The sequence below is a fragment of the Legionella pelazae genome, from assembly GCF_052527395.1.
Window position 1 is genome coordinate 13,722 of record NZ_JBNVZS010000019.1, and the last position, 20,528, is coordinate 34,249.

Here is a 20,528-nt window from a genome sequence, read left to right on the forward strand (position 1 = left end):
AAGAGAGCGTAGATACTGTCTTTAAATGCAAGCATGATTTTCATTAAAGGGCAGCCCGCTTTTTAAGATGCCAAAGATGATATGAGCTAATTTACGCATGACAGCACAAACAATAGTCTTAGGCTTTTTCCATTTTTCTCAAGCTTGGCAACGAAAGAAGACAGGGATTGATTATAGTTTTTATCGACTAATGCTGCCATATAAAGCGCTTTTCTTAAACGATTATCACCGAGTTTTGAGATAGTTGTTTTTCCCACCAATTTTCCTGATCGATGCTGTCTTGGCGTAACACCAATATAAGCGGCAAATTGTTTGGCTGTTTGAAAAGCATGAACATCGGGCATGAGCGCTAACACACGATAGGCTGTGAGTTTACCTATCCTTTTAATACCGGTTATTAATGCCATTTTCTTTTTTAACGTGGGCTCATCATCAATTAATGAAGACATCTTAACTTCAACTTGGCTAATCTTTTTCTCAAGGTTTTTAATCCATTGCATTAACATCTTTCTAGCCATGGCTTCCTGTAAACTATGCAATTGATTATTGAGTTGCACCAATTGACCTTTAAGCATGTCTAATAGTTTCATTAATCCTTTTAACTGTTTTTGTGCCTCAGGAGGTGCTCTATAGATACGGGGTTGCATACATCTACAAAACTCACGTATGACCCGGCTATCAATAATATCGTTTTTATTTCGTGCTAATGAAGCTTTAGCGAAGTTTTTGATTTGATAAGGATTAATCACACTTACTTTGATGCCTTTTTCTAATAAAAAATCGGCAATACCTTCACTGTAATGGCCTGTGGCCTCCATACAAACTCAAGGTGAATGAGTATTCTCCCTGAGCCATTCAGCATGCCCCTTTGCATCATTAGAGTAAACAGAATGCTGGTAATGATTCTTACTAAAATAAGCAACATCAAATTTATCTTTCGCTACATCCAAACCTACATATGCCGTCTGATCCATGCTAATCTCCTATGGCGTTAAGTACTTGGCGATTATTTATCAATGACCATGCTTGTTTATGCAGGCTTACTTTAACGGGGTGGCCTAAGATACTGTTCGGTCGATAGATAATTGGGGAGAAGGTCCTACTCTACGCTTCAGGCTCTAAGCCTTGCCTGGGTACAAGATCACTTCTTCCATCCCAAGTACCCCTGAGATTAAGCTTTTCTGCTTACCTTTTAAAGATACAAGCTTGAGTGCATATCCGCAGGGTCGAAACCCGGGTTTCACTCTGTTTGACTCAAGCTATCGTTCTAATATGTATTTCAAATTAAACTTAATTATGGCATGAAATAAGTATAAAGATGAACGATATAAAAGCGTCCCAAAAACATGATTTGAGTTGACGGTACCAGACGTATTAATATTATACTAACTTAAATAGACATGCTTAATACATCAGTAGGATGAGAAAATAGTCTGCTTTCGCATAATACTCTAGCTCCATGCTTCTCATATAAGCGATTTAATTGTGGTTTTAAAGTGTCAAATAAAATAAGTTCATTCCCTTGAGATTTAGCAATCTCTTTAGCTTTTTCGATAATTTGATGTCCAAATCCTAATCCCCGATATTCCTTATCGACATATACATACATTAGTTCTTCCGTATTTTCTAAGTGATCGTGAGGGAAGAGAGCAAACATACTTACCGGCTGATTTGCATAAAGTCCTATGTAGATGTTCTCTTTTAGATCATTGAAAACGCTTTTTCGGTATTCTACGCCTTTATTTCGAATATATCCCCATTCACCTTCAGCCCACTTGGCAGACATGGATAGAAATTCCATACAATCAGCAAGTTTAATAAATGACAGGTTATGTTTTGATAGGGCAGAACTAAATAGCAGCATAGGAAAAAAGTTACTAGATAAAAAAAGGTGTACAGAATACATAATGATTCTAATAATGGCAATTAGCATAGACACTGGTTTAATTAATAGTCAAAGTCCCCAAAGCCTCATGTCTCAAACTAAAAAATATCTTCTTTGCTAAAATTTATTTATTAAATAATTTTTAAATAAACTGTTAAGTAAAAGTACTTCGGAAGCCTGAAGTGGAGAGCAGCTATAGATCGATCTTGTTCGAAGACTTACACTAACTTAATTACCAAGTTTTAATTTTTATTATACAAGAGCTGTATAGTTGTTCTTATAATTATAAAGGAGAAAACGAATGAGTCTTCTACTATTGTCGTTAGCAGATGTACAGCAATGTATCACAATGCGTCAAGCAATTGAGGCAATGGAACGTGCTTTTACACAATTAGCTAATCAACAAGTTAAGCTACCCTTAAGAACTGCAATATCTGTGGATGAAGAAAAAGCGCTAACGCTAGCCATGCCTGCTTACTTAGCCCAAGATAAGGCTCTAGGTTTAAAAGTTGTTTCTATATTTCCTAATAATTATGCTAAAGACATACCATCTATTACAGGATTTATTATGCTACTTGATGCTAGCACAGGACAGCCCAAGGTATTAATGGATGCAGGCTATCTTACAGCCTTAAGAACAGGCGCTGTTTCTGGATTGGCAACGAAGTATTTTGCACGTGACGATGCAAATCATGTCGCTATCATTGGATCAGGCACTCAGTCTCTGACCCAACTTGAAGCAGTAACTGCTGTCCGTTCTATTAAGCATATTTCTCTATGGTCAAGAAATATTAAAAACGCAGAAAAGTTAGCTAGAAAGTTAGAGAATAATTATGACATCAACGTTTATAAACATGTTTCATTGGCTGTTAGAGAAGCTGATATTATCTGTACGGCCACCTCTAGTACTGAACCCCTAATTCACTTAAATGATATACAACCCCATGCCCACATTAACGCAATAGGATCTCATACTAGATTTATGCAGGAGATCAGTCAGGATGTGTTAGTTCATTCAGTTATTTTCGTCGATCAATTAGAGGCTACGTTATCGGAATCCGGGGAAATAATCAAAGTTATTGAGCAAAATTTATTAAAGAAAGAGAGTATTATTGAAATTGGCCAATGGCTATTGCATAAAACTGTAAATTATAAAGAGCATTTAACAGTATTTAAATCGGTTGGTCTTGCAATTCAGGATTTAAGTGTAGCTGAGGTTGTCTATCAGACTGCATTAAAAAACAAACTTGGTATAACCTTTTCTATAAATTGACTAGCCTAATTTAAATGAGGAGTTTACTTTGATGAAACCACTTCATATCAAAACACCATTAATTCAGTCGCAGCATCTTAAAAAGACATTAGGGAAAAAGATTTTCTTCAAGCTGGAATTACTGCAACCGCCTGGCTCATTTAAACTTCGAGGTATTGGCAAATTATGTCAACATGAATGGCAGAGGGGCGTTAGATCTTTTGTTGCTTCATCAGGAGGAAATGCAGGTGTAGCCGTAGCTTATTGTGGAATGAAGTTAGGGGTGCCCACAACAATCTTTATTCCAAGTAGCAGTCACCCTATCTATGTTGATGCGATTAAATTATATGGTGCAGAGGTCATTGTTGCAGGCTCTGTGTGGGATGAAGCTCATCAAGCAGCAGAGACTTTTGCGAAAGAACATATAGCTGCTTATATTCCTCCTTTTGATCATCCTACGTTATGGGATGGACATGCAACTATTATCGAGGAAGTTGTTTCACAAATCATTCAACCTCCCGATGCAGTTATTGTGTCTGTAGGGGGAGGTGGGCTAGCTTGTGGTATTTTAGAAGGTATGCACCAACATGGCTGGAATAAGGTACCATTAATTGCTGTTGAAACAGCGGGCGCTGATGCTTTTTTTCAATCGGTAAAGGCCAATCACCGAATTACATTACCGAAAATTACTAGTCAAGCAACTAGTCTAGGAGCAAAAAGTGTAACACCAAAGCTCATGCAATGGACAAAAGAGCATGTGATTCAAAATATTGTCGTTAACGATGCGGATGCAGAACAAGGTAGTCGTGCTTTTGCAAAAGATCAACGTATGCTGGTAGAGCTTGCAAGTGGAGCTTCGTTATCTGTGGTATATAATAATCTTCCTATTATTGATTCACTAGGATCTATTCTCGTTATAGTTTGTGGAGGTATTAATATTAGTCATTTTAATTTGTAGTGCAACTCAGAATTATACAGTCAGTGTTTAGTATGATTATTGATAGTGTAAGATATATATAAGTTATTGAATCATAATTTTTTAAAAAATTATGATTCCTTCTTAGAAAAAATAATTAATTTAGGTAGTAGACAATGTCCCAAAAGCACATAAATATATGGATATAAAATATAATGCTAACAACCTTATTTTCTTTATTCATCTTTGAAAGGCAAATTATTATACTTACATGAAAATTTAATTCTTTTTATGAAAGAGTAGAATCTAAGGTTGCTAAATTCTTTGATTTAGTAAAAACTAAAAATTGAGCAAGCATCATGTATTTTAAGCAAATCCTTGTTGTCAGAGAGACGCGTGAGTATGAAAAACGAGTTGCTTTAACACCACATATTGTAGCGCAATTAACTCAGAAAGGTTATCGAATTTTAGTTGAAGAGGACGCTGGATTAAATGCAGGATTTACTAATGCTGAATATATTCAGGCTGGTGCCGAACTATTTTTTCTTTCTGAATCTGGATTTCCCGCTAACACATTCATTGTTAGGGTCTTACGGCCAAGTAAAGAACGAGAACTGATAGAAAAATCGTTATACCATCCTAATACTGCAATGCTGGGATTTCTATTTCCATTTGTTGCCGATACTCATATTGCTTCCTGGCAAGCACTAAATTTGACGACACTTTCATTTGATTTGTTTAAAAGATTATCTATACATGATAAGAAAAATGCCCAAGCAGCTATGAGCCGTATTGCTGGAAGATTAGCTCTTAAAGATGCATTAAAGCATTGTAATAGAGAAAAAAATATAACACTAACAATTATAGGTGCAGGTGCTGCTGGCCTAAGCGCAGCTTTTGAGGGAATAAAATATGGAATTAAAGTACAAATATTTGGTAGGAAAGAGGGCTTACGAAAAGAGTTAGAAGCAGCTGGAGCTACTTATTATGTCCTACCGGAAACAGTAAACGAGCAAAAGCAGTTTATTAAAGCTTATCTAAATGATTCAAATATTGTTATTACTGCAGCGAGAGAAGCTGGAAAAAAAGCACCTTTACTTATAGATAAAACCAGCTTAGATCGCTTACCTCCTAAAGCAGTTATAGTAGATCTTGCTATTAGTAATGGTGGTAATGTACTTGGAAGTAAGCATGATCAAGTTATTACCTTAGACAATGATAAAATTCTTGTTAATGTATCTGGATATCCTAAAACTGAACCAAGAGCTTCGAGTGAGATTTACGCACAATGTGTATTTCATCTATTAACTGAAATTATGTCGCCAGTAGGTATAGTTTCATTTGAGAACGAATTCATACAAGAAATATGGGTTACACATGACAAGCAACTTCATGAATGTCTATATAGTGACTTTAATGAATTTAAAGTAAATAGGTTGCCATAACGCTTCAAACTATAATTTAATTATTACGTACATGACTTATTGCAGAGCTCTATCTAAGATAGTAGTAATTATTGACCTTAAATACGTATAATTTCTAATCGATTATCTATCACAATTAGCAATCGATTATCTATCACAATTAGCATAATAAATTTTATCCCAAAAACATATGTTCTTTTCCATAACTTGAAATATTAATCAATTTGTTCATCCCTCCTGTAACAAGCTGTAAACTATAATAAAAATTGTTCAAGAAATTAGTTATGAAAAAATCCAAAGTTCAAAATTTTATAAATGGATATGCAGATGCTGTACTGAGAACAGATATAGAAAATATTGCATCACATTTCCATAATCAGTTTGTATTGTCTACGCAAAAAGATTATTGGTACATTGAAAATGATTATAAATTCCAAATTAATTTGGCAAAGTCCTTTGAGGGCTATAAAAAATTGGGAGCGGATGCCTGTAAATTAATAAGATTTGAAATAGTTAATTTTAAATCAAATCATTGCATAGCAAATCTTAAATGGAGTCTTATAGATTGTTATACAAATCCTTTAGTGGACTTTGATATTTCATATTGTATAAAAGAAGTAGATGGAAATTTAAAGTTTGTCTTTATTATTGACCATAACGAAATAGAACGCATTACAACATTTCAAAGAAATCAAAGATAGCAAAAATTTTAATTTGGTAAGATATTGATTCTATCACTAAATTTAACCAAGCCTGGGTGCAGATTCAAAGGAGCAAGTCCTAAGTGTCACTTAGTTTCCTCAAGGCTACATCTTTAATGTATATTTCAAATTAAATTTAATTAAGATAGAGGATAAATGTTATAAAAGTGTCCCAAAAACACACTATAAAAATATATCCTGTATAATTGTTAATTTATTAATGGTGTAGTTATGAATATCCATTTAGAAACACCAAGGTTATTTTTACGAGATTGGTGTTCTAGTGATACAGACATAATGGCAGAAATCAGTTCTTCTCCTAAAGTAATGGAATTTTTTCCACGGTTGTCAACTTATGACGATACTCTGCAATTAATAAATAAAATTAAAAATCATTTTAAAAAATATAGTTTTGGCTTATATGCAGTTGAAAGAAAAGATACTAATGAACTTATCGGGTTTGTAGGCTTAAATGAAGTTGGTTTTTCAATCCCGTGTTTAAGTAAAATTAAAAATCCAGTAATTGAAATAGGTTGGAGGTTAAGTGATAAGCACTGGGGGAATGGATTTGCTCCTGAAGCAGCGAGTATAGTTTTAAAGGCTGCATTCGAAACATATAATTTGGATTTAGTTGTTTCATTTACCGCGAAAATTAATAAAAATTCAATTAGAGTTATGGAAAAAATAGGGCTAACTCATGATCCAAAGGATGATTTTTTACATCCTAAGCTATGTGATGATTCTATTTTAAAGCCTCATGTTTTGTACAAAATTGTCAAATAACATCTTAGATTTTAAATTTAAAATTAAAAAAATTAGCAATGAGATTAGCTACTGGAACTGGGTTATCCATATGGACATGATGCCCGCCGCAAATTTCATATACAGTTAGATCTCTTAGGCATTGCAATCTACTATGAAATACATCCTCTGGATAAAAAACACCTTGCTTGGCCCGAATAAGGCATATAGGTACTTCAATAGCGTTAAACATTTGTCTTAATTCATCTTCACCGGGTAGTGTAGAACTTACACAGCGTAATCGTTTATCAAAAATCTAATACCATCCATCTTTACCTTTAGTTGTTCCTCGAAAAACTAAAGCTTGGGCTGCTTGAAAGCTGATATTTCCAATGGTCATCCTACCTCGGATTGCCGCTTCCTGATCAACAAATAGCATACGATTGCTAGTGTCGCAGGACAAATAAATTTTCATATCGTGTAAAAAATAATCTATTCTTTTTTCCATAAAGTTTACTGTTGGCCCTAAGATATCAAGAAATATCATGTGAGCTACTTGCTGTGGCCTAGCAATTGCTATCTTTGTAGCTAGTAGAGAGCCTAGTGAATGAGCAATAATATCGAAAGATTCCCATTTTAATATTTTTATTAAATGCAACATGAGATAAGCATCATTTTCCCAATTTGGCATTACGCCTTCTGGATAGGAGCTGGAAAATCCTGTACCCGGATAATCAACAGCAACAAACTGCCTATCAGGAAAGAGAGGGGCTAAGAAATCAAAGCTTGCAGCATTATCCATTTTACCAATAATCGTATCAATCTCCCAGTCTCCTAGGCGTGATTTTTGATTAACAACCTCAGGTCTATTATCAATAAATATTCTGTTTTTGATTGAGTGAGTCCTTTTAAGACTCCCGTATCGCTTACGATATCTTTTTTTACTACATCGTAAATGTAGATACAGTTTACCACCAGCAGTTTTGTCAGCCAAATATATTGGTATATTCGTTCATGACTAATTTCAAAGAGACCATGGCGTCTCTCATAACCACTAATTTGTTCTGGACTCCATTCAATCTGGAGTTTCTCTTTAATGAAATCCCAAGTGGCTTCAGTAAATTTTTTTGGTTTTCTGGAGTTCTTACGTCTTAGTTTATAAGAGGACGCTGCCTGGTCCGGGCAATACACATAATTCCATCGTCTATTTCTTTTTAATTCTCTTGAAATCGTTGACGGACTAACGCCGATTTCTCTGGCTATGTCTTTTTGCAAATACCCCACTTTCCAAAAAGCTGAAATTTTACAACATTGTGCGAAATTTAGATGCTTATAAGACATTTGCAATTCCTTACTTCTACGAGCCCTCTTTAGCTCATTGAATTAGGCCCAATATGCTTTTCAAACAAAAAATTTAAGAACTCTTTGATTTCTTTATGTTCTCTAGCGCTGCATTACAAGCAGTTTGATTTATAAGAAAAGTCGAATTTACTGACTCTAACGCTTGGGAGATTGAAATATATTTATCTGAAGCATGCTCTAGAACATCTAAATGAATTTGATAGAAATACCAAACAGAGAATATTAGAAAGGCAATCTTAAGGAAATTACCTTTTAATAGAGTTAGTGCTGAGCTAATTCTATTTATAATGAGCGGATTTAAATTTATTTTTAAAGTGTCCATGTCTTTTATTCCATGTCAATTAATACTAATTATCAGACTAGGCTACGCTATCAATTTCAACCCTTAAACACAACCTTTCTTGATTAGGATATTTGTAAAGAAAACAAGCCCCTAGGCCTGCAATTGCAATTTTAAGTGCATGTTAAGGGCATCAGCAACTTTAACTAGGGTTTCCAATGAAGGAATAAATGAACTATTGCCGCTTTCAAGGCGAGAAATAACCGATTGCCTTGTCCCAATCTTTTCTGCAAGTTCTGATTGAGTCATATGGCGCTCTTTGCGTGCGCTAGCAATCATCACAGCAATGTTGTTAATAATCTTTTCTCGCTCATAATGCTTTGCAAACTTATCATCATGCATTTTACTATCAATAAATTCATTCAAGGTAAGTGCTTTCATTATCGTATACCTCCATCATTCGTTTTTCAGCAAGTTCAATTTCTTGCTTTGGTGCTTTTTGCGACTGCTTTTTATAAGCATGCAAAAGCACAATAATTGTTTTTTTAATACAAACATAAAAAAACCGATAGCCACTGTGTGACGTTTTAATTTTGATTTCCCAAAGTGACCCTTTTATTTGCCTAAACTGCACTCTTGGACTATCAAAACCAAGTTCTTCAACATTTTTTAAACATCCAGCAATTCGTGCTATCTCATCTGCCGGCAAATCATTTAGGAATTCCGCCACCGGGTTTTTGCCAGACTGTTTTTGATAAAATTTTATTTTCATAGTATTTTATAGCATAAATGTGATAATTTGGGTAGTATTTTATCAAAATATACGTTTAAAATTTAAGTTGCTCTCCCATAATAGGAGAGCTTGCCTGCAATCAATGGCCCCTGCTATTTTACGCCTTTCAGGATGTTGATGCGCATAGTTAAGTAACAAGTGATAAAGATCTGACCGATTTGTATAGTAAAGATAATTTAAGGTATAAAAAGTTGCAATAATACCTGCGGCATCCGCACTAACCTGCCCTTGATAGCCATTTTCTGGCACATAAAGATTTAATGGCTCATCTAAATCAAGCGCCATATAAATACTTTTATTACTTAGCTCGTAAAAGTGCCATAAGCGCCTTGATAAGATTCACAAAATTGTCTTAGCACCTTGTAAACACCTTGTTCAGCCATTAAATACCATTTCCCAAAATGCTGTGGTAAAAAATTTAGACGCTGATTTTCTGCTACTTGCACAGATGTAATAGATAACATGATTAAATCCTTGTTTATATCAGTAAAGAAGAAAAAAATTAAGCTTGGTTTAAATGGCGCTTTAACCGTAAAAGCTCGTCTGATTGTTTGATATAGTCGCGTTCAAGAGACTTTAAATAAAGATGCTGCCTTTTAGAGCGCGTGAGAAAGGATTTGATAGGGGAAAAAATTTTTGCTACATTAAAACGAGTCATTAGCACTACTCCAATAGTGTTGATGATAAGTGATATTGAGTTGTTTGCGCAGCTTAATATCACGACCAAATTACCTTTCAATATTATCAATAACCCCTTAATTTTTCAATATTTTTTATCAATTTTTTACTATAGTTAAGACTAAAATAAATAATGATTAGCATTGAATTTATCTAAAAAATGATTAAAAAATAGATATTGTTTTTAGTACAAAAATTATGAGCATTAAATTTTACAATTTATAACTAAAGAAACGTGCAATTTATATGGATTGTATGGACTAATTAAATTTATCTGTAGATGAGCATTAATCATTATAAATTATCCTATACAACTGAGTAGAACTCACGACTTTAGCTTTAAATTATATAAGGCTTATCTATTACGGTTTATGCGTGAACTACAAAATATTAAAGGCGCTTCGGCAACCTTATAGTTTGGATCTACTACATCTAAAGAACCTAATAAATACTTGATTCAGACCTAACCAAAAAAAGGATAATTAGCCACCTACGACTTTATGGTCCAACGTGCCGCGTTGATGGCTCTTGAAGACCTAATAATACAGAGAGAATTAATTAGAGTATATTTAGTAAGTTAAATTCCAACTACTCTAGTTACATAGTAAAATTATTTTGATTTTGGTTATCCAAAATTTTTTCTATCATACCAACAAATGCTATATCCTTTACCGTCACTTTAATATTTTTTCTATCGAGAGCCCTAATTAACTCGGCTTGAGAAATTTTTCCATTTTTAAGCCCAGAAGCTTCTATTAATTTTGACATAGAAACTTGTTCGGGCGTTAAAAATACACGTCTTAAAGAATTAGGTAATTCATCAAAATACTGTTCTGGGCTAGGCATATTATCTTCATTAATTCTGTTTAAAACATTAAACTATAGATCAATATTTAATCAATAAATGCGTAATTTTTTCTAAATATGTAAATACACAAATTAAAAAAATAAATTAGGATAAATAATAAATCATTTTACTTTCTGTTTAACTATAAAAAATGTAGTGGCTTGCGGCCGATTAACAATTAGGTCTAATAAACAAGCCGACCAGACTTAGCAATATACTTGTTGGCGCTGAAACTATCTGCTGCAATTATTTTTTTATCTTATATCTTACTATACAATTTGTGGATGAATAAGCCTTATCCAAAAACTACTTATATAAAGCTCTCCAAAGTAATAACGCTTTAAAACTTATGAGAGCTTGTGCTATTAAATAAATTCATACACATTATTTGAAGAGGAATGTAAATCTGAACTTTTTTGAGAATTACTTCTTAAAAACCCAAATTTATTCATCGCGCGTATAAAACTAAAACTAACTCCCTTATCATTTTCTAACTTTTTAAGTTGCTGTGATTCTATTTCATCAAAGATTTTCTGATCGTTTTCTCTTAAGTCTAATTTACCCAATTTATATTGCCTTTGCCATTCTTCTTTATTTATAACCATATCTTCAATGAACGCCCGCTTTAAATCTTCATGCAAAGCAAATCTTAAAGCAGTATTATAAAATAAATCACCAAACGATTCCGCGCGATCTGGTCGATATTCTGGATCAAACATGGTATCGGCCTTCGGAGGATACGAATAAATTAATTCTCCATCCACTAGAATTTCATCCACTGAACGACTTTCAGAATTTAGTTTATTTTTTGGATGATGCTTAGCTATAAACGCTAGACGCATTCTAGCTTTAGCAACATTCTCTGACATAGCCATTTCGCGCATCGCGTGATATACATCGTGAATAGCACCAGCAAAGGCAGTTTCCCTATTATGGCCATCAATATTAGTTCTGAACTCACTCTGAGTATTATTATATCTTTCATAAATATTTTCTTCTGGTAAATACATAGCCATGGCAATTTTTCCAAAAGATTTTAAGTTAGTATAATGTTCTGCTTCAATATAACCATAGGTAGGAATTAATTCTACGGGTTTTCGACCTAATGTTTTTGCTTTAGTATTAATTGCTGCTTGAAATATAGTAAAACTTGGCACAAGCATTATCTTTTCTTCTATGAGCCCTTCATTTTTGGATTCAACTAGCCAATCTAATACACGCATACACTTTAATACTTTTTGTATATCGGCAATAATACTTGACCAACATCCCTCTTCAGGGGCAACTAAAATATAAAAGAATTGCTCTGTTAAAGGCGCTTTCACCATTTCTTTGCAAAACGCCTCCCACTCAGCATTATTAAAATTAAAGAAACGTTGCATTAAAGGTTTTTGCATTCGCCAGGGTAAATCAGAGACTGACATGCCCTCCTTAGGTAAAATAAGAGCGTTATATTGATAACGTTTAACAGAAGTTGGCATGCCTTTTAAATTCATTAAAATAAAGGTGTTAATTGTTCTTGTAAGCTGACCATCACCATTTACATACTTATGAATAAAATAGACCATAGGCGATACATATAAAGTACGAATTGCTGAATCAAGGATGTGTAGAGTCGCTAATTGATTTACAGATATTTTTTTATCTCTTAAATTTCTTAATGCTGCCAAAAATAAAGTTCGAGATTCTTCTAAGTTTAAACCTACCATTGCATGTCCAGATAATTCTTTGCAAAGCAATTCAGCGCGTTCAATAATGGGCCTGTTATCCAATTCATTAATAATAATTTTTCGCACTTTTGCTGGAAGTGATTGTATTAACTCACCATAAGAATCTATCTCCAGCTTCATTATAGTTGCAATGTTTTGAAAGGGCTTTTTCTGTAAATTGCCCTCTTTTTTTTCTCTCATGAAGCATTCCTCAGTTCAATCATCCTAGAAAGAAAATTTCTTTTTTTGTCATCACGAATATTTTAAAAGCCGGCGTAATTTACCATAAGCCATATTTAAGAACTATTAGAAATATTAATTTCTAATTAAATTCAAATTTTGGCTATTGTTTAAAATTGAGCTTTGTAAAATTACTAATGAAGTTAAGAAAATAGCAAAATAAAAAAACAATCTTGAAAGAGCAATGGGATTATAAATAATATAACCTATAAGTTTGATAAATTATTATTGTTTATTAGCATTGATAAGCAATACCTAGACTATCTAACCAGTAGATAAATTAAACATTATAGATTAGATTTGAGAATTAAATTAGTTAAATAAATCTTTATAATATTCCAAGAAAAAAGGTTCCTCCGCGATAATATAACGACATAAACTATTTAACTCATTTAACATAAAATTAAGACAGTAGTCATGACCCGCTATTGAATAGATGCCTTTGTCGTAAATAATAGTTCGCAGATAATTTGTTTCGGAAGAGCCAATTGCATATTCACTTCGTTTACTGGAATGAACAAATCTCAAAGAAGAAGCATTTGAGTGGCTAGCTTTTGAAATAAGACGTTCATCAAAATGTTCAAGGTGATTTCTAAGTGGACGGTTATTTTCTTTAAAGGTTTCTGTATCTTTTCTAAGCTCTTTAAAAGGTACATAGATTTGATTTATGTACCAAATATGGTACAATTAAACATGAAGATAATTACTGTTAATTTTTATAAGTCCGCCCAAGGAAATGAGCCAGTTAGAGAGTGGTTAAAAACCCTTTCTAAAGAGAATAAGGTAATTAGAGGCCAAGACATTAAAACAGTTGAATTTGGTTGGCCTTTAGGCATGCCTTTAGTGCGGAAACTTGATAAAAATTTATAGGAAGTTCGTTGCCATTTAATGAATAAAGAAATTGCCCGAATTCTATTTACAGTAAAAGGTGAAACGATGGTGCTCTTACATGGGTTTATTAAGAAGTCCCAAAAGACACCCAGTAGCGACTTAGAGATTGCCAAAGTAAGACGTGATCACGTTTTAAATAGCTAGGAGAAAGTGAAATGAATCAACATATCGGTAGTTCTTTTGATGAGTTCTTAGATGAGGAAGGATTACTTACAGAAACTAGCGCTGAAGCACTAAAACGCGTTATTGCCTGGCAAATTAAACAGTACTTAGAAAGTCATCAAATAACAAAACAAACTTTTGCAAAACGTATGAAAACAAGTCGCTCACAATTAGACAGACTACTTGATCCTACGCAAACTAATATTAGTTTAAAAGCACTTGTTAGCACCGCTAAGGCCATGGGCAAACACGTCGAAGTTCGTTTTACCGAGTAAATAATTCGATGACTCCATAAACAATAAAATCAAGATTGTTTAACTATAGTGTAGATTAACAATAAGAGAGTTTAAAAATTTGTAAAATAAAGATATGACTTAAAACTACTTAACTTCTTAAGATCACCTCGAGTAAATTTCCTTATTATAGGAAGCTTTAAAAGCTTAACTAATCAACTGCAGAAAATAATTAAAGTGCTGGTATTCGCTACTATATAATTCTAATTGTTTTTCACAGGTTGCATTTACCAAACATTTCACATCCGGAATAAAATCAAACAAGGTCGTTATAATGACATGGTCTGGTGTTTGTTTTTCAATTAATTGCCCCACTTGAAAGTCAATTAATCGAATCAATTCTTTGTCATCATCAGAAAAGGTGATTGGCATGATTGATTTTATTTAACCGTTTTAATATCTTCAGTGACGGACTCTTGAGTAGGTTCTAAATGAAATAATTCTCTGTCTGCATTTCGTTTGATGTATTTATCTATCTCAAGGTACAAATCAAAGAGCGTACCCTCTTCATTTGCTTTATCAAGAAAATAAGAGCCAATAAGAATTTTGCGTCTGATATCTCTCTTTCGCTCACGTGATTTTTCTAGGGATTCAAGTTTCTGGATTTGCGCCCTTAGTTGTTCTTGTTTTTGTTTAAGTTGCTCTAGTCGATTATTTTTAGTAGGCATGATAATCCTTCACCACTATTAAACCCCTAGTTTAACGATTTTATTGGTGAGGTTAAAGTTAAAAAGTAAATTAAGAAATAAGGGTTGGCAAAAAAATAAACTATCGCCGAAAAATAAAATGCGCGCTTATACATTGTTCTAAAACACACACTTTGCTATGCTGACACAGCAAAATTAGGAGTAACACTTTTTAAATCTTCCATTTGGTATAAGGACATGGCCATCTATCGTTTTAGCGCTCAAATTATTTCACGTTCTCAAGGACGAAGTATTGTTGCCGCTAGCGCATACCGCGCTGGAGAAAAACTCCTTGATGAGCGAACGGGCGTTATCCACGATTTTACTAATAAAATAGAGATTACGGGAAATTTTAATACTGATAAGGAAAATTATGTTGCAAGCACAAAAGCTAATATAAAGGATTCTGATGGAACCTTAATTATTGTACCTAAATTACCTTTTCTTAAAGACGGCGGCACTGCATTTACAATCAGTGAAGCTTCAGTACAGGGAAAACCATATCTTATCATCGACATTTCACAATCTGAGGAAGAAAACTTTTCTAATATACAGGAGTTTATTAAGCAAAATGATATAAAGATATTAAATGTCGCTGGGCCTAGAGAATCAAACACTAATGGTATTTATCAAAAAACTTTTGATTTTCTTAGATATACTTTTCAACAACTGGAGCAAAGCTGCTCATATTCAATTTAAATCTAGGTTTTAAAATTATAATTTTATAGTGTTATTGCTTGTTGTTTATTATTTTTGAAAGAAACAGTTAACTTAGCCTATGAAGTAAGGGATTACTTTTTTATTGTTATAAGGCAATAAGAATTAACTCTCTCGTATTTTACGAGCCTGCTCTATAATTCGGCTTGATAGAATAAATTTCCACTTCGATTTTCTTCCTTTGGTAGCTTTAAAATCTTCAATTACCTTTTTCTCTTTTAGACGAACACAAGTAGTTTTTATAGAGCCAATTGTAACTCCGACTATGTCACTGAACTCTTTTTTTTCAATGAAACCAGTAGAATCGGAGTTTGTAATTAGACAGCGTCTTAATATTTCATCAACAATTAATTTAGAGTTTCCAACTAAATCAACATAATCAAATACAGGCTTTAATTTTCTTCCTACTTTTAAATTTTCATTATTGATGGGATGAATTATTTTTTGTTCTAAGGGTAATTTCTTAGCTCTTTTTGTTTTTTCAATACTAGGCGAGGAGTTTTTTTTCTTTTTCTCATTCACTGTAGTAATTTTAGTAACCTTATCAATGTGATAAGGTCTAGGTGAATTTTTATCCCGCGTATATTCTTCAATAGATAAAGTAGAGGCTTTAAGCCTAGTAAGTTCTAAGCCTTTCTCACGCTGCTTTTTTAATATATCCTCTATCTTCATTCCCATCGGTTCCTAGTGTATTATTAAACAGCAGCAGCTTCTTTCTTCAATACTTCATTTTTTTTATTAGTTTTAGTTTCTAACCACGAGCTAATTCCTGTAATTTCTGAGATTAAACTCCAACAATCTTCTTTTGCGGTAGAGTTTTTTAGATCAAATATATATTCACCATCAGCCTTAGTATTTTTAAAAGCGGTATTAGTTCTGACTACTATAGGTAATAAATTCTCTCTGAGTTCGTCCCTATTAGCTACTTCTCCCATAATAGTTAAGCTTAATTTCTCACGCGCATCATATTTATTAAAAATAATTTTATAATCTATTTCTATATTAAAATCTTTGAAGGACTCTTGAATTTGAATAATCTCTGATACAGACATTATTACCCCATCAAAAGAATCGATATCTGCATTTAAAGGGATTAAATTTGTAGTTGCATAACATGCTGCACAAGAAGTTATCTTATTTATTGAAGGTGGACAATCTAAAATTATAAGATCGTAATTTTTTTCTAGTTCTGAAAATAAGTTTTTAAAATACCCAGCAGCATTTATTGTTTGCGAACCAAGAACCTGCTCTACTTGTGAATTATCTAAAGAAGATGGTAGTAAATGAAGGTAAGGGGTAACCTCTTTAATAATCTCACGTAGTTTTTTTTGTTTATTTAACACGTGCACTATAACAGGCTGCCCATGTTTCTTCATATTAAATGATTGAGTTAAATTTGCCTGCATGTCTAAATCTACAGCCAAAACACGAAATCCTAATCTACTCGCTCCTTCAGCTATCGCTGTAGCTAGAGAAGTTTTTCCAATTCCTCCCTTCATTCCAAAAATATTTATTATTGTTGGCCGTTTACTAGGTTTGAAATTAAATCCTCTTAGCTCTAAAATTTCTCTAGCTGTTGACGCAGGTAAAACCTTTCTATTTGCAATAGGAATAACTTCTAAATCATTATCTTTAATTAATTTATAGATTAGATGTGGTGAGACATTAATTATTGCAGAAAAATCCCTAGCGCTTATTGTTTTCATTATTATTCTCAGAATTATTCTTAATATTAAAATTAAACCCCAGTCCGCCCTTTGTCAACGAAAAACGATTAATTTAATAAAAAACGTTGAATTATTTAATTTCTGTACTGTAAAAGAAAATTTCAAAACTTAATAAAATTAAAAAAAATTAAATTTTTTTTCATAAAATAATGTGTCTCTTATTTTTGTGAATATTAATAAATTAATGTGTCCCTTATTATGCAGCTGGCATTTCATTAGTGTGTCTCTTATGTTTTACTTAAAGGACTAGTTAATGTGTCTCTTATACTACCTTATCCATAATATTAGTGTGTCTCTGTATAATAAAAAATGAATTAGTTAATGTCTGCTTGGCAGTTTAAGAGAATTAATATTAGTGTGTCTCTTATCCAAATTTAAAAAAACTATTTATTGTGTCTCTTATCTAAATTTATTATTTTGTAATTACTGTATCTCCTTATTTAATTTAAATTTAATAATTACTGTGTCTTTTATTTTATCCTTGTATTCCATAAAGTTGTGTCCCTTATACTTTTAACGTAAATTAAATTACTGTGTCTCTGATAAATATTTATATTGATATTACTGTGTCTCTTATGGATTTTTATTTTTATAATCTAAGGGGCTTTATAAGATAAACTAAAAATTTATAATCAATGGCTTAAATAGCTTTTACAATATGCTGTTCGTTTTATTTTAAAACTAGATAAGTTAAGTATTATAATTGTTGCAATAATTACTGTGTCTCTGATAAATAATTTATAAAAGCAATTACTGTGTCTCTGATAAATAATTTATAAAAGCAATTACTGTGTCTCTTATTTTTCATTTATAAATAATTATTATTGTGTCTCTTATTGTGAGGCATATTTAATTTTTAAATGTGTCTCTTATTGAAAATATTGATTAGCAATCACTGTGTCTCTTATAAATGCTTTATAAAGCAATTACTGTGTCTCTTATAAAGCAGGGAAGAAAACAGTAAGTGTGTCTCTTATAAAAAATTTATAAAAAATTACTGTGTCTCTTATGAAGGCGACTGGAATTCAATTACTGTGTCTCTTATTTTATTAAAAAACAATAATTAATGTGTCTTTTATCGAAAGGTAAATAAGTGAATTTTTGTGTCTCTTTTTATAAAAAAATCAATAATATCAATAGGATTAAAGGTTTGACAAATCAAAATTAGGCTATAGTATCTACATTAAATGGCAATTTAATTACAGACAGTAGGAAAAAATTTTTACTAAGAATAATTGACTTAGTATAAGAGGCGATTGATATGAAAAGATAACAGGATAAAGATAAAAACAGAGTTCTGAAGAGTTGGCAGACTCCTCAGAACTTTAATAACCAAGCTCGGAACGCAAGCTAAGTTAAACTAAAAATTAAATAGGTTTCTATTTAATTTTTAAACAATCATTTTTTATTGTAGCTACGTTCCCTTAAAAAAACAACAAAGATAAGGAAATTATCTATGGGGAACCTTTGTTCAATTTTCCATGCTCATTTTGGTAGGTTGGTTGACTACACCAAAAGCCATAATAAAGCAGTCTTTTTAGATAAATGTATTTTCTGGTGGCAAATATCCAAATATACCCTTAATGATGGCGAGATTTGGTTTACCAGGACCTTAACTCAAATGGCTAAAGACTTATCTTTATCAGAACGCTCCATTAGTCGCTACATGGAAGAATTTGAACAAAAAGGATTAATTGAGCGTACCTGCAAGCTTAGTGCGTCGACTAAACAGGGCTTTCGCGTCACGAAACGCCTTTATATCCGGGTAACACAAAAACTGCTCGATTTGCTTCAGATAAAAACTGAAATTACAAAGTCTAATAACTCGAATCTAACTCATTGCTCTTTTTTAGATCAAGATGGCGAGATCGAAAAAGACAAAAAGTCGGTATTTATAAATAAAGAAAAAGATCATAATTATCTAGTTAACAGTACAGTTAGTTTTAAAGAAAATGTGGACGACTTACCTAAGCCTCTTAACAATCAACCACTTTACCCGACCTATAAAATTGAAAAGCTAATAGGGAAGAGAGTAGGGAAGCAAACAAAAAATTACATTAAGGGCATGATGTGTAATTTAAGTCGTGAGCATCAAGTTCACTTTTCATCACCGGAACAAACCTTTGCAGAAATTATTTTTACGTTAACTAATCAACAGCAGTTAAAGAAGGTAAAAACTATCCAGCATAAGGTGCAAATTATTGCTAAGCTTTTGCGTGAAAAACGTTGGCGTACACCGAAGGGCTTTTATAATCACGCTGATTACGGTCAATACTTTAAACAGGCCTCAGACAAGCTAACAATTGATAAAACTGAGCAAGACGCCTCCTCTTTAATGACTTCTCATTCCGAAAAAAGCCGTTTGCTTAAACAAAAGCAAAACGCATTAGGGAACATTCAACGATCTATCCACAGTGAAAAAAGATATTTAGAGCTAGCTCTACAAGAGCAACAGAAGGGTATTGATAAAAAAGCTTTACTAGATTCTATCAAACGGCAACTCAATCAATTAGAGGAAGAAGCGTTTAGCCTTACAAAGGATATTATGGCTCTTAATCAGGAACTCGCTCCAGCATTTAAAAAAGGACCTGATAAACGTAGAGAAAAAACACGACAATTAAATCAACTCCAGGATAAAGCGGATGTATTGCGGTTAAGTATTAGTCAACAATTTGAAAAACTCTGTGAAACAATGGAATCATTACCTAAAGGGCATAAGGATATTAATATACAGCAACAGGTTTATGAACAATTACAATCTGAACTTATTATGCTTGAAAATATTATTTCAGAGTTAGAGTATGGCTTGTATACTTATCAAGCTGCTTAGAAGCTGTAGGGCTTGGTAAAAGAATGTTGGCTTAGACAGGGGCCAAATTAATTACTAAGTTTTATTGATGTAAAGCATTTCGCGCTGCAACATATTATTCACAATTTCTGTGGATAAGGCTGTGTGATATTTATATAAAAGTCACTTGTAACTAAGCTAAGCTTGAAATAAGGATTAGAGCTAGATAATAGTAAATTAACTCATAAAATAGACATAAATTTTAGCACATTACTTATGTTAAGAATAATCATTAGTTGATTCCAAAAACATATATATTTACAACTTAAGCACCAAAATGTTTCTATTCGTTAAAAACAATCAAAGTTACTAGATTATTAAATAATTAGCAGAGTAAGATATGACATTAGATTTTATTATACGTAAGGCGTTGATG

At 32.6% G+C, this 20,528-nt stretch carries 27 protein-coding genes and 1 pseudogene; 10 read left to right on the forward strand and 18 right to left on the reverse strand.

Annotated features, from left to right (window positions below):
* Positions 1-86 precede the first annotated feature (86 nt).
* The 3 genes from ACQUW5_RS14445 to ACQUW5_RS14455 all read right to left on the reverse strand — a co-directional run bounded on the left by ACQUW5_RS14445 (position 87) and on the right by ACQUW5_RS14455 (position 1,864).
* Positions 87-818: an IS110 family RNA-guided transposase gene (locus ACQUW5_RS14445; protein ID WP_444991974.1), complete on the reverse strand. Its 732-nt coding sequence runs from the start codon at positions 816-818 to the stop codon at positions 87-89.
* Between the two features lie 6 nt (positions 819-824).
* The gene (locus ACQUW5_RS14450) at positions 825-974 is read right to left on the reverse strand and encodes a hypothetical protein (RefSeq protein ID WP_444991975.1); all 150 of its coding nucleotides are present in this window, start codon (positions 972-974) and stop codon (positions 825-827) included.
* Positions 975-1,390: 416 nt separating this feature from the next.
* Positions 1,391-1,864, reverse strand: coding sequence for a GNAT family N-acetyltransferase (locus ACQUW5_RS14455; protein WP_444992002.1), 474 nt, complete (start codon positions 1,862-1,864; stop codon positions 1,391-1,393).
* A gap of 322 nt (positions 1,865-2,186) precedes the next feature.
* On the opposite strand from ACQUW5_RS14455, the gene ACQUW5_RS14460 reads away from it, so the two are divergent.
* The 5 genes from ACQUW5_RS14460 (at position 2,187) to ACQUW5_RS14480 (ending at position 6,961) form a co-directional block, all read left to right on the forward strand.
* Entirely contained in the window at positions 2,187-3,158 is a 972-nt protein-coding gene (locus ACQUW5_RS14460; RefSeq protein ID WP_444991976.1) for an ornithine cyclodeaminase family protein, read from the forward strand.
* Positions 3,159-3,189: 31 nt separating this feature from the next.
* The gene (locus tag ACQUW5_RS14465) at positions 3,190-4,095 is read left to right on the forward strand and encodes a pyridoxal-phosphate dependent enzyme (RefSeq protein WP_444991977.1); all 906 of its coding nucleotides are present in this window, start codon (positions 3,190-3,192) and stop codon (positions 4,093-4,095) included.
* Between the two features lie 317 nt (positions 4,096-4,412).
* Positions 4,413-5,498, forward strand: coding sequence for a Rossmann-fold NAD(P)-binding domain-containing protein (locus ACQUW5_RS14470; RefSeq protein WP_444991978.1), 1,086 nt, complete (start codon positions 4,413-4,415; stop codon positions 5,496-5,498).
* Between the two features lie 263 nt (positions 5,499-5,761).
* On the forward strand, positions 5,762-6,178 hold the full coding sequence (locus tag ACQUW5_RS14475) for a DUF6841 family protein (RefSeq protein WP_444991979.1): 417 nt from the start codon (positions 5,762-5,764) through the stop codon (positions 6,176-6,178).
* 231 nt (positions 6,179-6,409) lie between these two features.
* The gene (locus tag ACQUW5_RS14480) at positions 6,410-6,961 is read left to right on the forward strand and encodes a GNAT family N-acetyltransferase (protein ID WP_444991980.1); all 552 of its coding nucleotides are present in this window, start codon (positions 6,410-6,412) and stop codon (positions 6,959-6,961) included.
* A 4-nt stretch (positions 6,962-6,965) separates the two neighbouring features.
* Here ACQUW5_RS14480 and ACQUW5_RS14485 read toward each other — a convergent pair whose 3' ends face one another.
* The 11 genes from ACQUW5_RS14485 to ACQUW5_RS14535 all read right to left on the reverse strand — a co-directional run bounded on the left by ACQUW5_RS14485 (position 6,966) and on the right by ACQUW5_RS14535 (position 13,515).
* A complete protein-coding gene (locus tag ACQUW5_RS14485; RefSeq protein ID WP_444991981.1) occupies positions 6,966-7,172 on the reverse strand; it encodes an alpha/beta fold hydrolase in 207 nt (68 codons plus the stop codon).
* A 63-nt stretch (positions 7,173-7,235) separates the two neighbouring features.
* Entirely contained in the window at positions 7,236-7,721 is a 486-nt protein-coding gene (locus ACQUW5_RS14490) for an alpha/beta fold hydrolase (RefSeq protein ID WP_444991982.1), read from the reverse strand.
* 32 nt (positions 7,722-7,753) lie between these two features.
* Positions 7,754-8,260, reverse strand: coding sequence for a helix-turn-helix domain-containing protein (locus ACQUW5_RS14495; RefSeq protein ID WP_444991983.1), 507 nt, complete (start codon positions 8,258-8,260; stop codon positions 7,754-7,756).
* A gap of 73 nt (positions 8,261-8,333) precedes the next feature.
* A complete protein-coding gene (locus tag ACQUW5_RS14500; protein WP_444991984.1) occupies positions 8,334-8,603 on the reverse strand; it encodes a hypothetical protein in 270 nt (89 codons plus the stop codon).
* Positions 8,604-8,714: 111 nt separating this feature from the next.
* Complete coding sequence (locus ACQUW5_RS14505; protein WP_444991985.1) at positions 8,715-9,002, reverse strand: helix-turn-helix domain-containing protein; 288 nt, start codon at positions 9,000-9,002, stop codon at positions 8,715-8,717.
* The gene (locus ACQUW5_RS14510; RefSeq protein ID WP_444991986.1) at positions 8,980-9,333 is read right to left on the reverse strand and encodes a type II toxin-antitoxin system RelE/ParE family toxin; all 354 of its coding nucleotides are present in this window, start codon (positions 9,331-9,333) and stop codon (positions 8,980-8,982) included. Before ACQUW5_RS14510 ends, ACQUW5_RS14505 begins: the two co-directional genes overlap by 23 nt.
* 42 nt (positions 9,334-9,375) lie before the next feature.
* Positions 9,376-9,639 (reverse strand): antirestriction protein, encoded by a 264-nt coding sequence (locus tag ACQUW5_RS14515; protein WP_444991987.1) that lies wholly within the window; start codon positions 9,637-9,639, stop codon positions 9,376-9,378.
* Between the two features lie 17 nt (positions 9,640-9,656).
* The gene (locus ACQUW5_RS14520) at positions 9,657-9,818 is read right to left on the reverse strand and encodes a hypothetical protein (protein ID WP_444991988.1); all 162 of its coding nucleotides are present in this window, start codon (positions 9,816-9,818) and stop codon (positions 9,657-9,659) included.
* 811 nt (positions 9,819-10,629) lie between these two features.
* A complete protein-coding gene (locus ACQUW5_RS14525; RefSeq protein ID WP_444991989.1) occupies positions 10,630-10,878 on the reverse strand; it encodes a hypothetical protein in 249 nt (82 codons plus the stop codon).
* Positions 10,879-11,244: 366 nt separating this feature from the next.
* On the reverse strand, positions 11,245-12,789 hold the full coding sequence (locus ACQUW5_RS14530; RefSeq protein WP_444991990.1) for a hypothetical protein: 1,545 nt from the start codon (positions 12,787-12,789) through the stop codon (positions 11,245-11,247).
* Between the two features lie 351 nt (positions 12,790-13,140).
* A complete protein-coding gene (locus tag ACQUW5_RS14535) occupies positions 13,141-13,515 on the reverse strand; it encodes a hypothetical protein (RefSeq protein WP_444991991.1) in 375 nt (124 codons plus the stop codon).
* Positions 13,516-13,521: 6 nt separating this feature from the next.
* On the opposite strand from ACQUW5_RS14535, the gene ACQUW5_RS14540 reads away from it, so the two are divergent.
* The 3 genes and pseudogenes from ACQUW5_RS14540 (at position 13,522) to ACQUW5_RS14550 (ending at position 14,156) form a co-directional block, all read left to right on the forward strand.
* Positions 13,522-13,698, forward strand: a complete 177-nt coding sequence (locus ACQUW5_RS14540; protein WP_444991992.1) for a hypothetical protein — start codon at positions 13,522-13,524, stop codon at positions 13,696-13,698.
* Between the two features lie 12 nt (positions 13,699-13,710).
* Positions 13,711-13,863 (forward strand): annotated as a pseudogene (locus tag ACQUW5_RS14545) (type II toxin-antitoxin system RelE/ParE family toxin); the annotation flags it as partial.
* 11 nt (positions 13,864-13,874) lie between these two features.
* A complete protein-coding gene (locus tag ACQUW5_RS14550; RefSeq protein WP_444991993.1) occupies positions 13,875-14,156 on the forward strand; it encodes an XRE family transcriptional regulator in 282 nt (93 codons plus the stop codon).
* 165 nt (positions 14,157-14,321) lie between these two features.
* Here ACQUW5_RS14550 and ACQUW5_RS14555 read toward each other — a convergent pair whose 3' ends face one another.
* Together ACQUW5_RS14555 and ACQUW5_RS14560 are read right to left on the reverse strand one after the other, a co-directional pair.
* The gene (locus tag ACQUW5_RS14555; protein ID WP_444991994.1) at positions 14,322-14,546 is read right to left on the reverse strand and encodes a hypothetical protein; all 225 of its coding nucleotides are present in this window, start codon (positions 14,544-14,546) and stop codon (positions 14,322-14,324) included.
* An 8-nt stretch (positions 14,547-14,554) separates the two neighbouring features.
* Positions 14,555-14,842: a mobilization protein gene (locus ACQUW5_RS14560; protein WP_444991995.1), complete on the reverse strand. Its 288-nt coding sequence runs from the start codon at positions 14,840-14,842 to the stop codon at positions 14,555-14,557.
* 216 nt (positions 14,843-15,058) lie between these two features.
* On the opposite strand from ACQUW5_RS14560, the gene ACQUW5_RS14565 reads away from it, so the two are divergent.
* Positions 15,059-15,559 (forward strand): YpsA SLOG family protein, encoded by a 501-nt coding sequence (locus tag ACQUW5_RS14565; protein WP_444991996.1) that lies wholly within the window; start codon positions 15,059-15,061, stop codon positions 15,557-15,559.
* Between the two features lie 123 nt (positions 15,560-15,682).
* Here the strand turns inward: ACQUW5_RS14565 and ACQUW5_RS14570 are convergent, their stop codons facing one another.
* Complete coding sequence (locus ACQUW5_RS14570; RefSeq protein WP_444991997.1) at positions 15,683-16,255, reverse strand: hypothetical protein; 573 nt, start codon at positions 16,253-16,255, stop codon at positions 15,683-15,685.
* 17 nt (positions 16,256-16,272) lie between these two features.
* Positions 16,273-17,283, reverse strand: coding sequence for a ParA family protein (locus ACQUW5_RS14575; RefSeq protein WP_444991998.1), 1,011 nt, complete (start codon positions 17,281-17,283; stop codon positions 16,273-16,275).
* A gap of 1,477 nt (positions 17,284-18,760) precedes the next feature.
* Between ACQUW5_RS14575 and ACQUW5_RS14580 the strand changes: the two genes are divergently transcribed.
* Complete coding sequence (locus ACQUW5_RS14580; protein ID WP_444991999.1) at positions 18,761-20,134, forward strand: hypothetical protein; 1,374 nt, start codon at positions 18,761-18,763, stop codon at positions 20,132-20,134.
* Positions 20,135-20,528 lie beyond the last annotated feature (394 nt).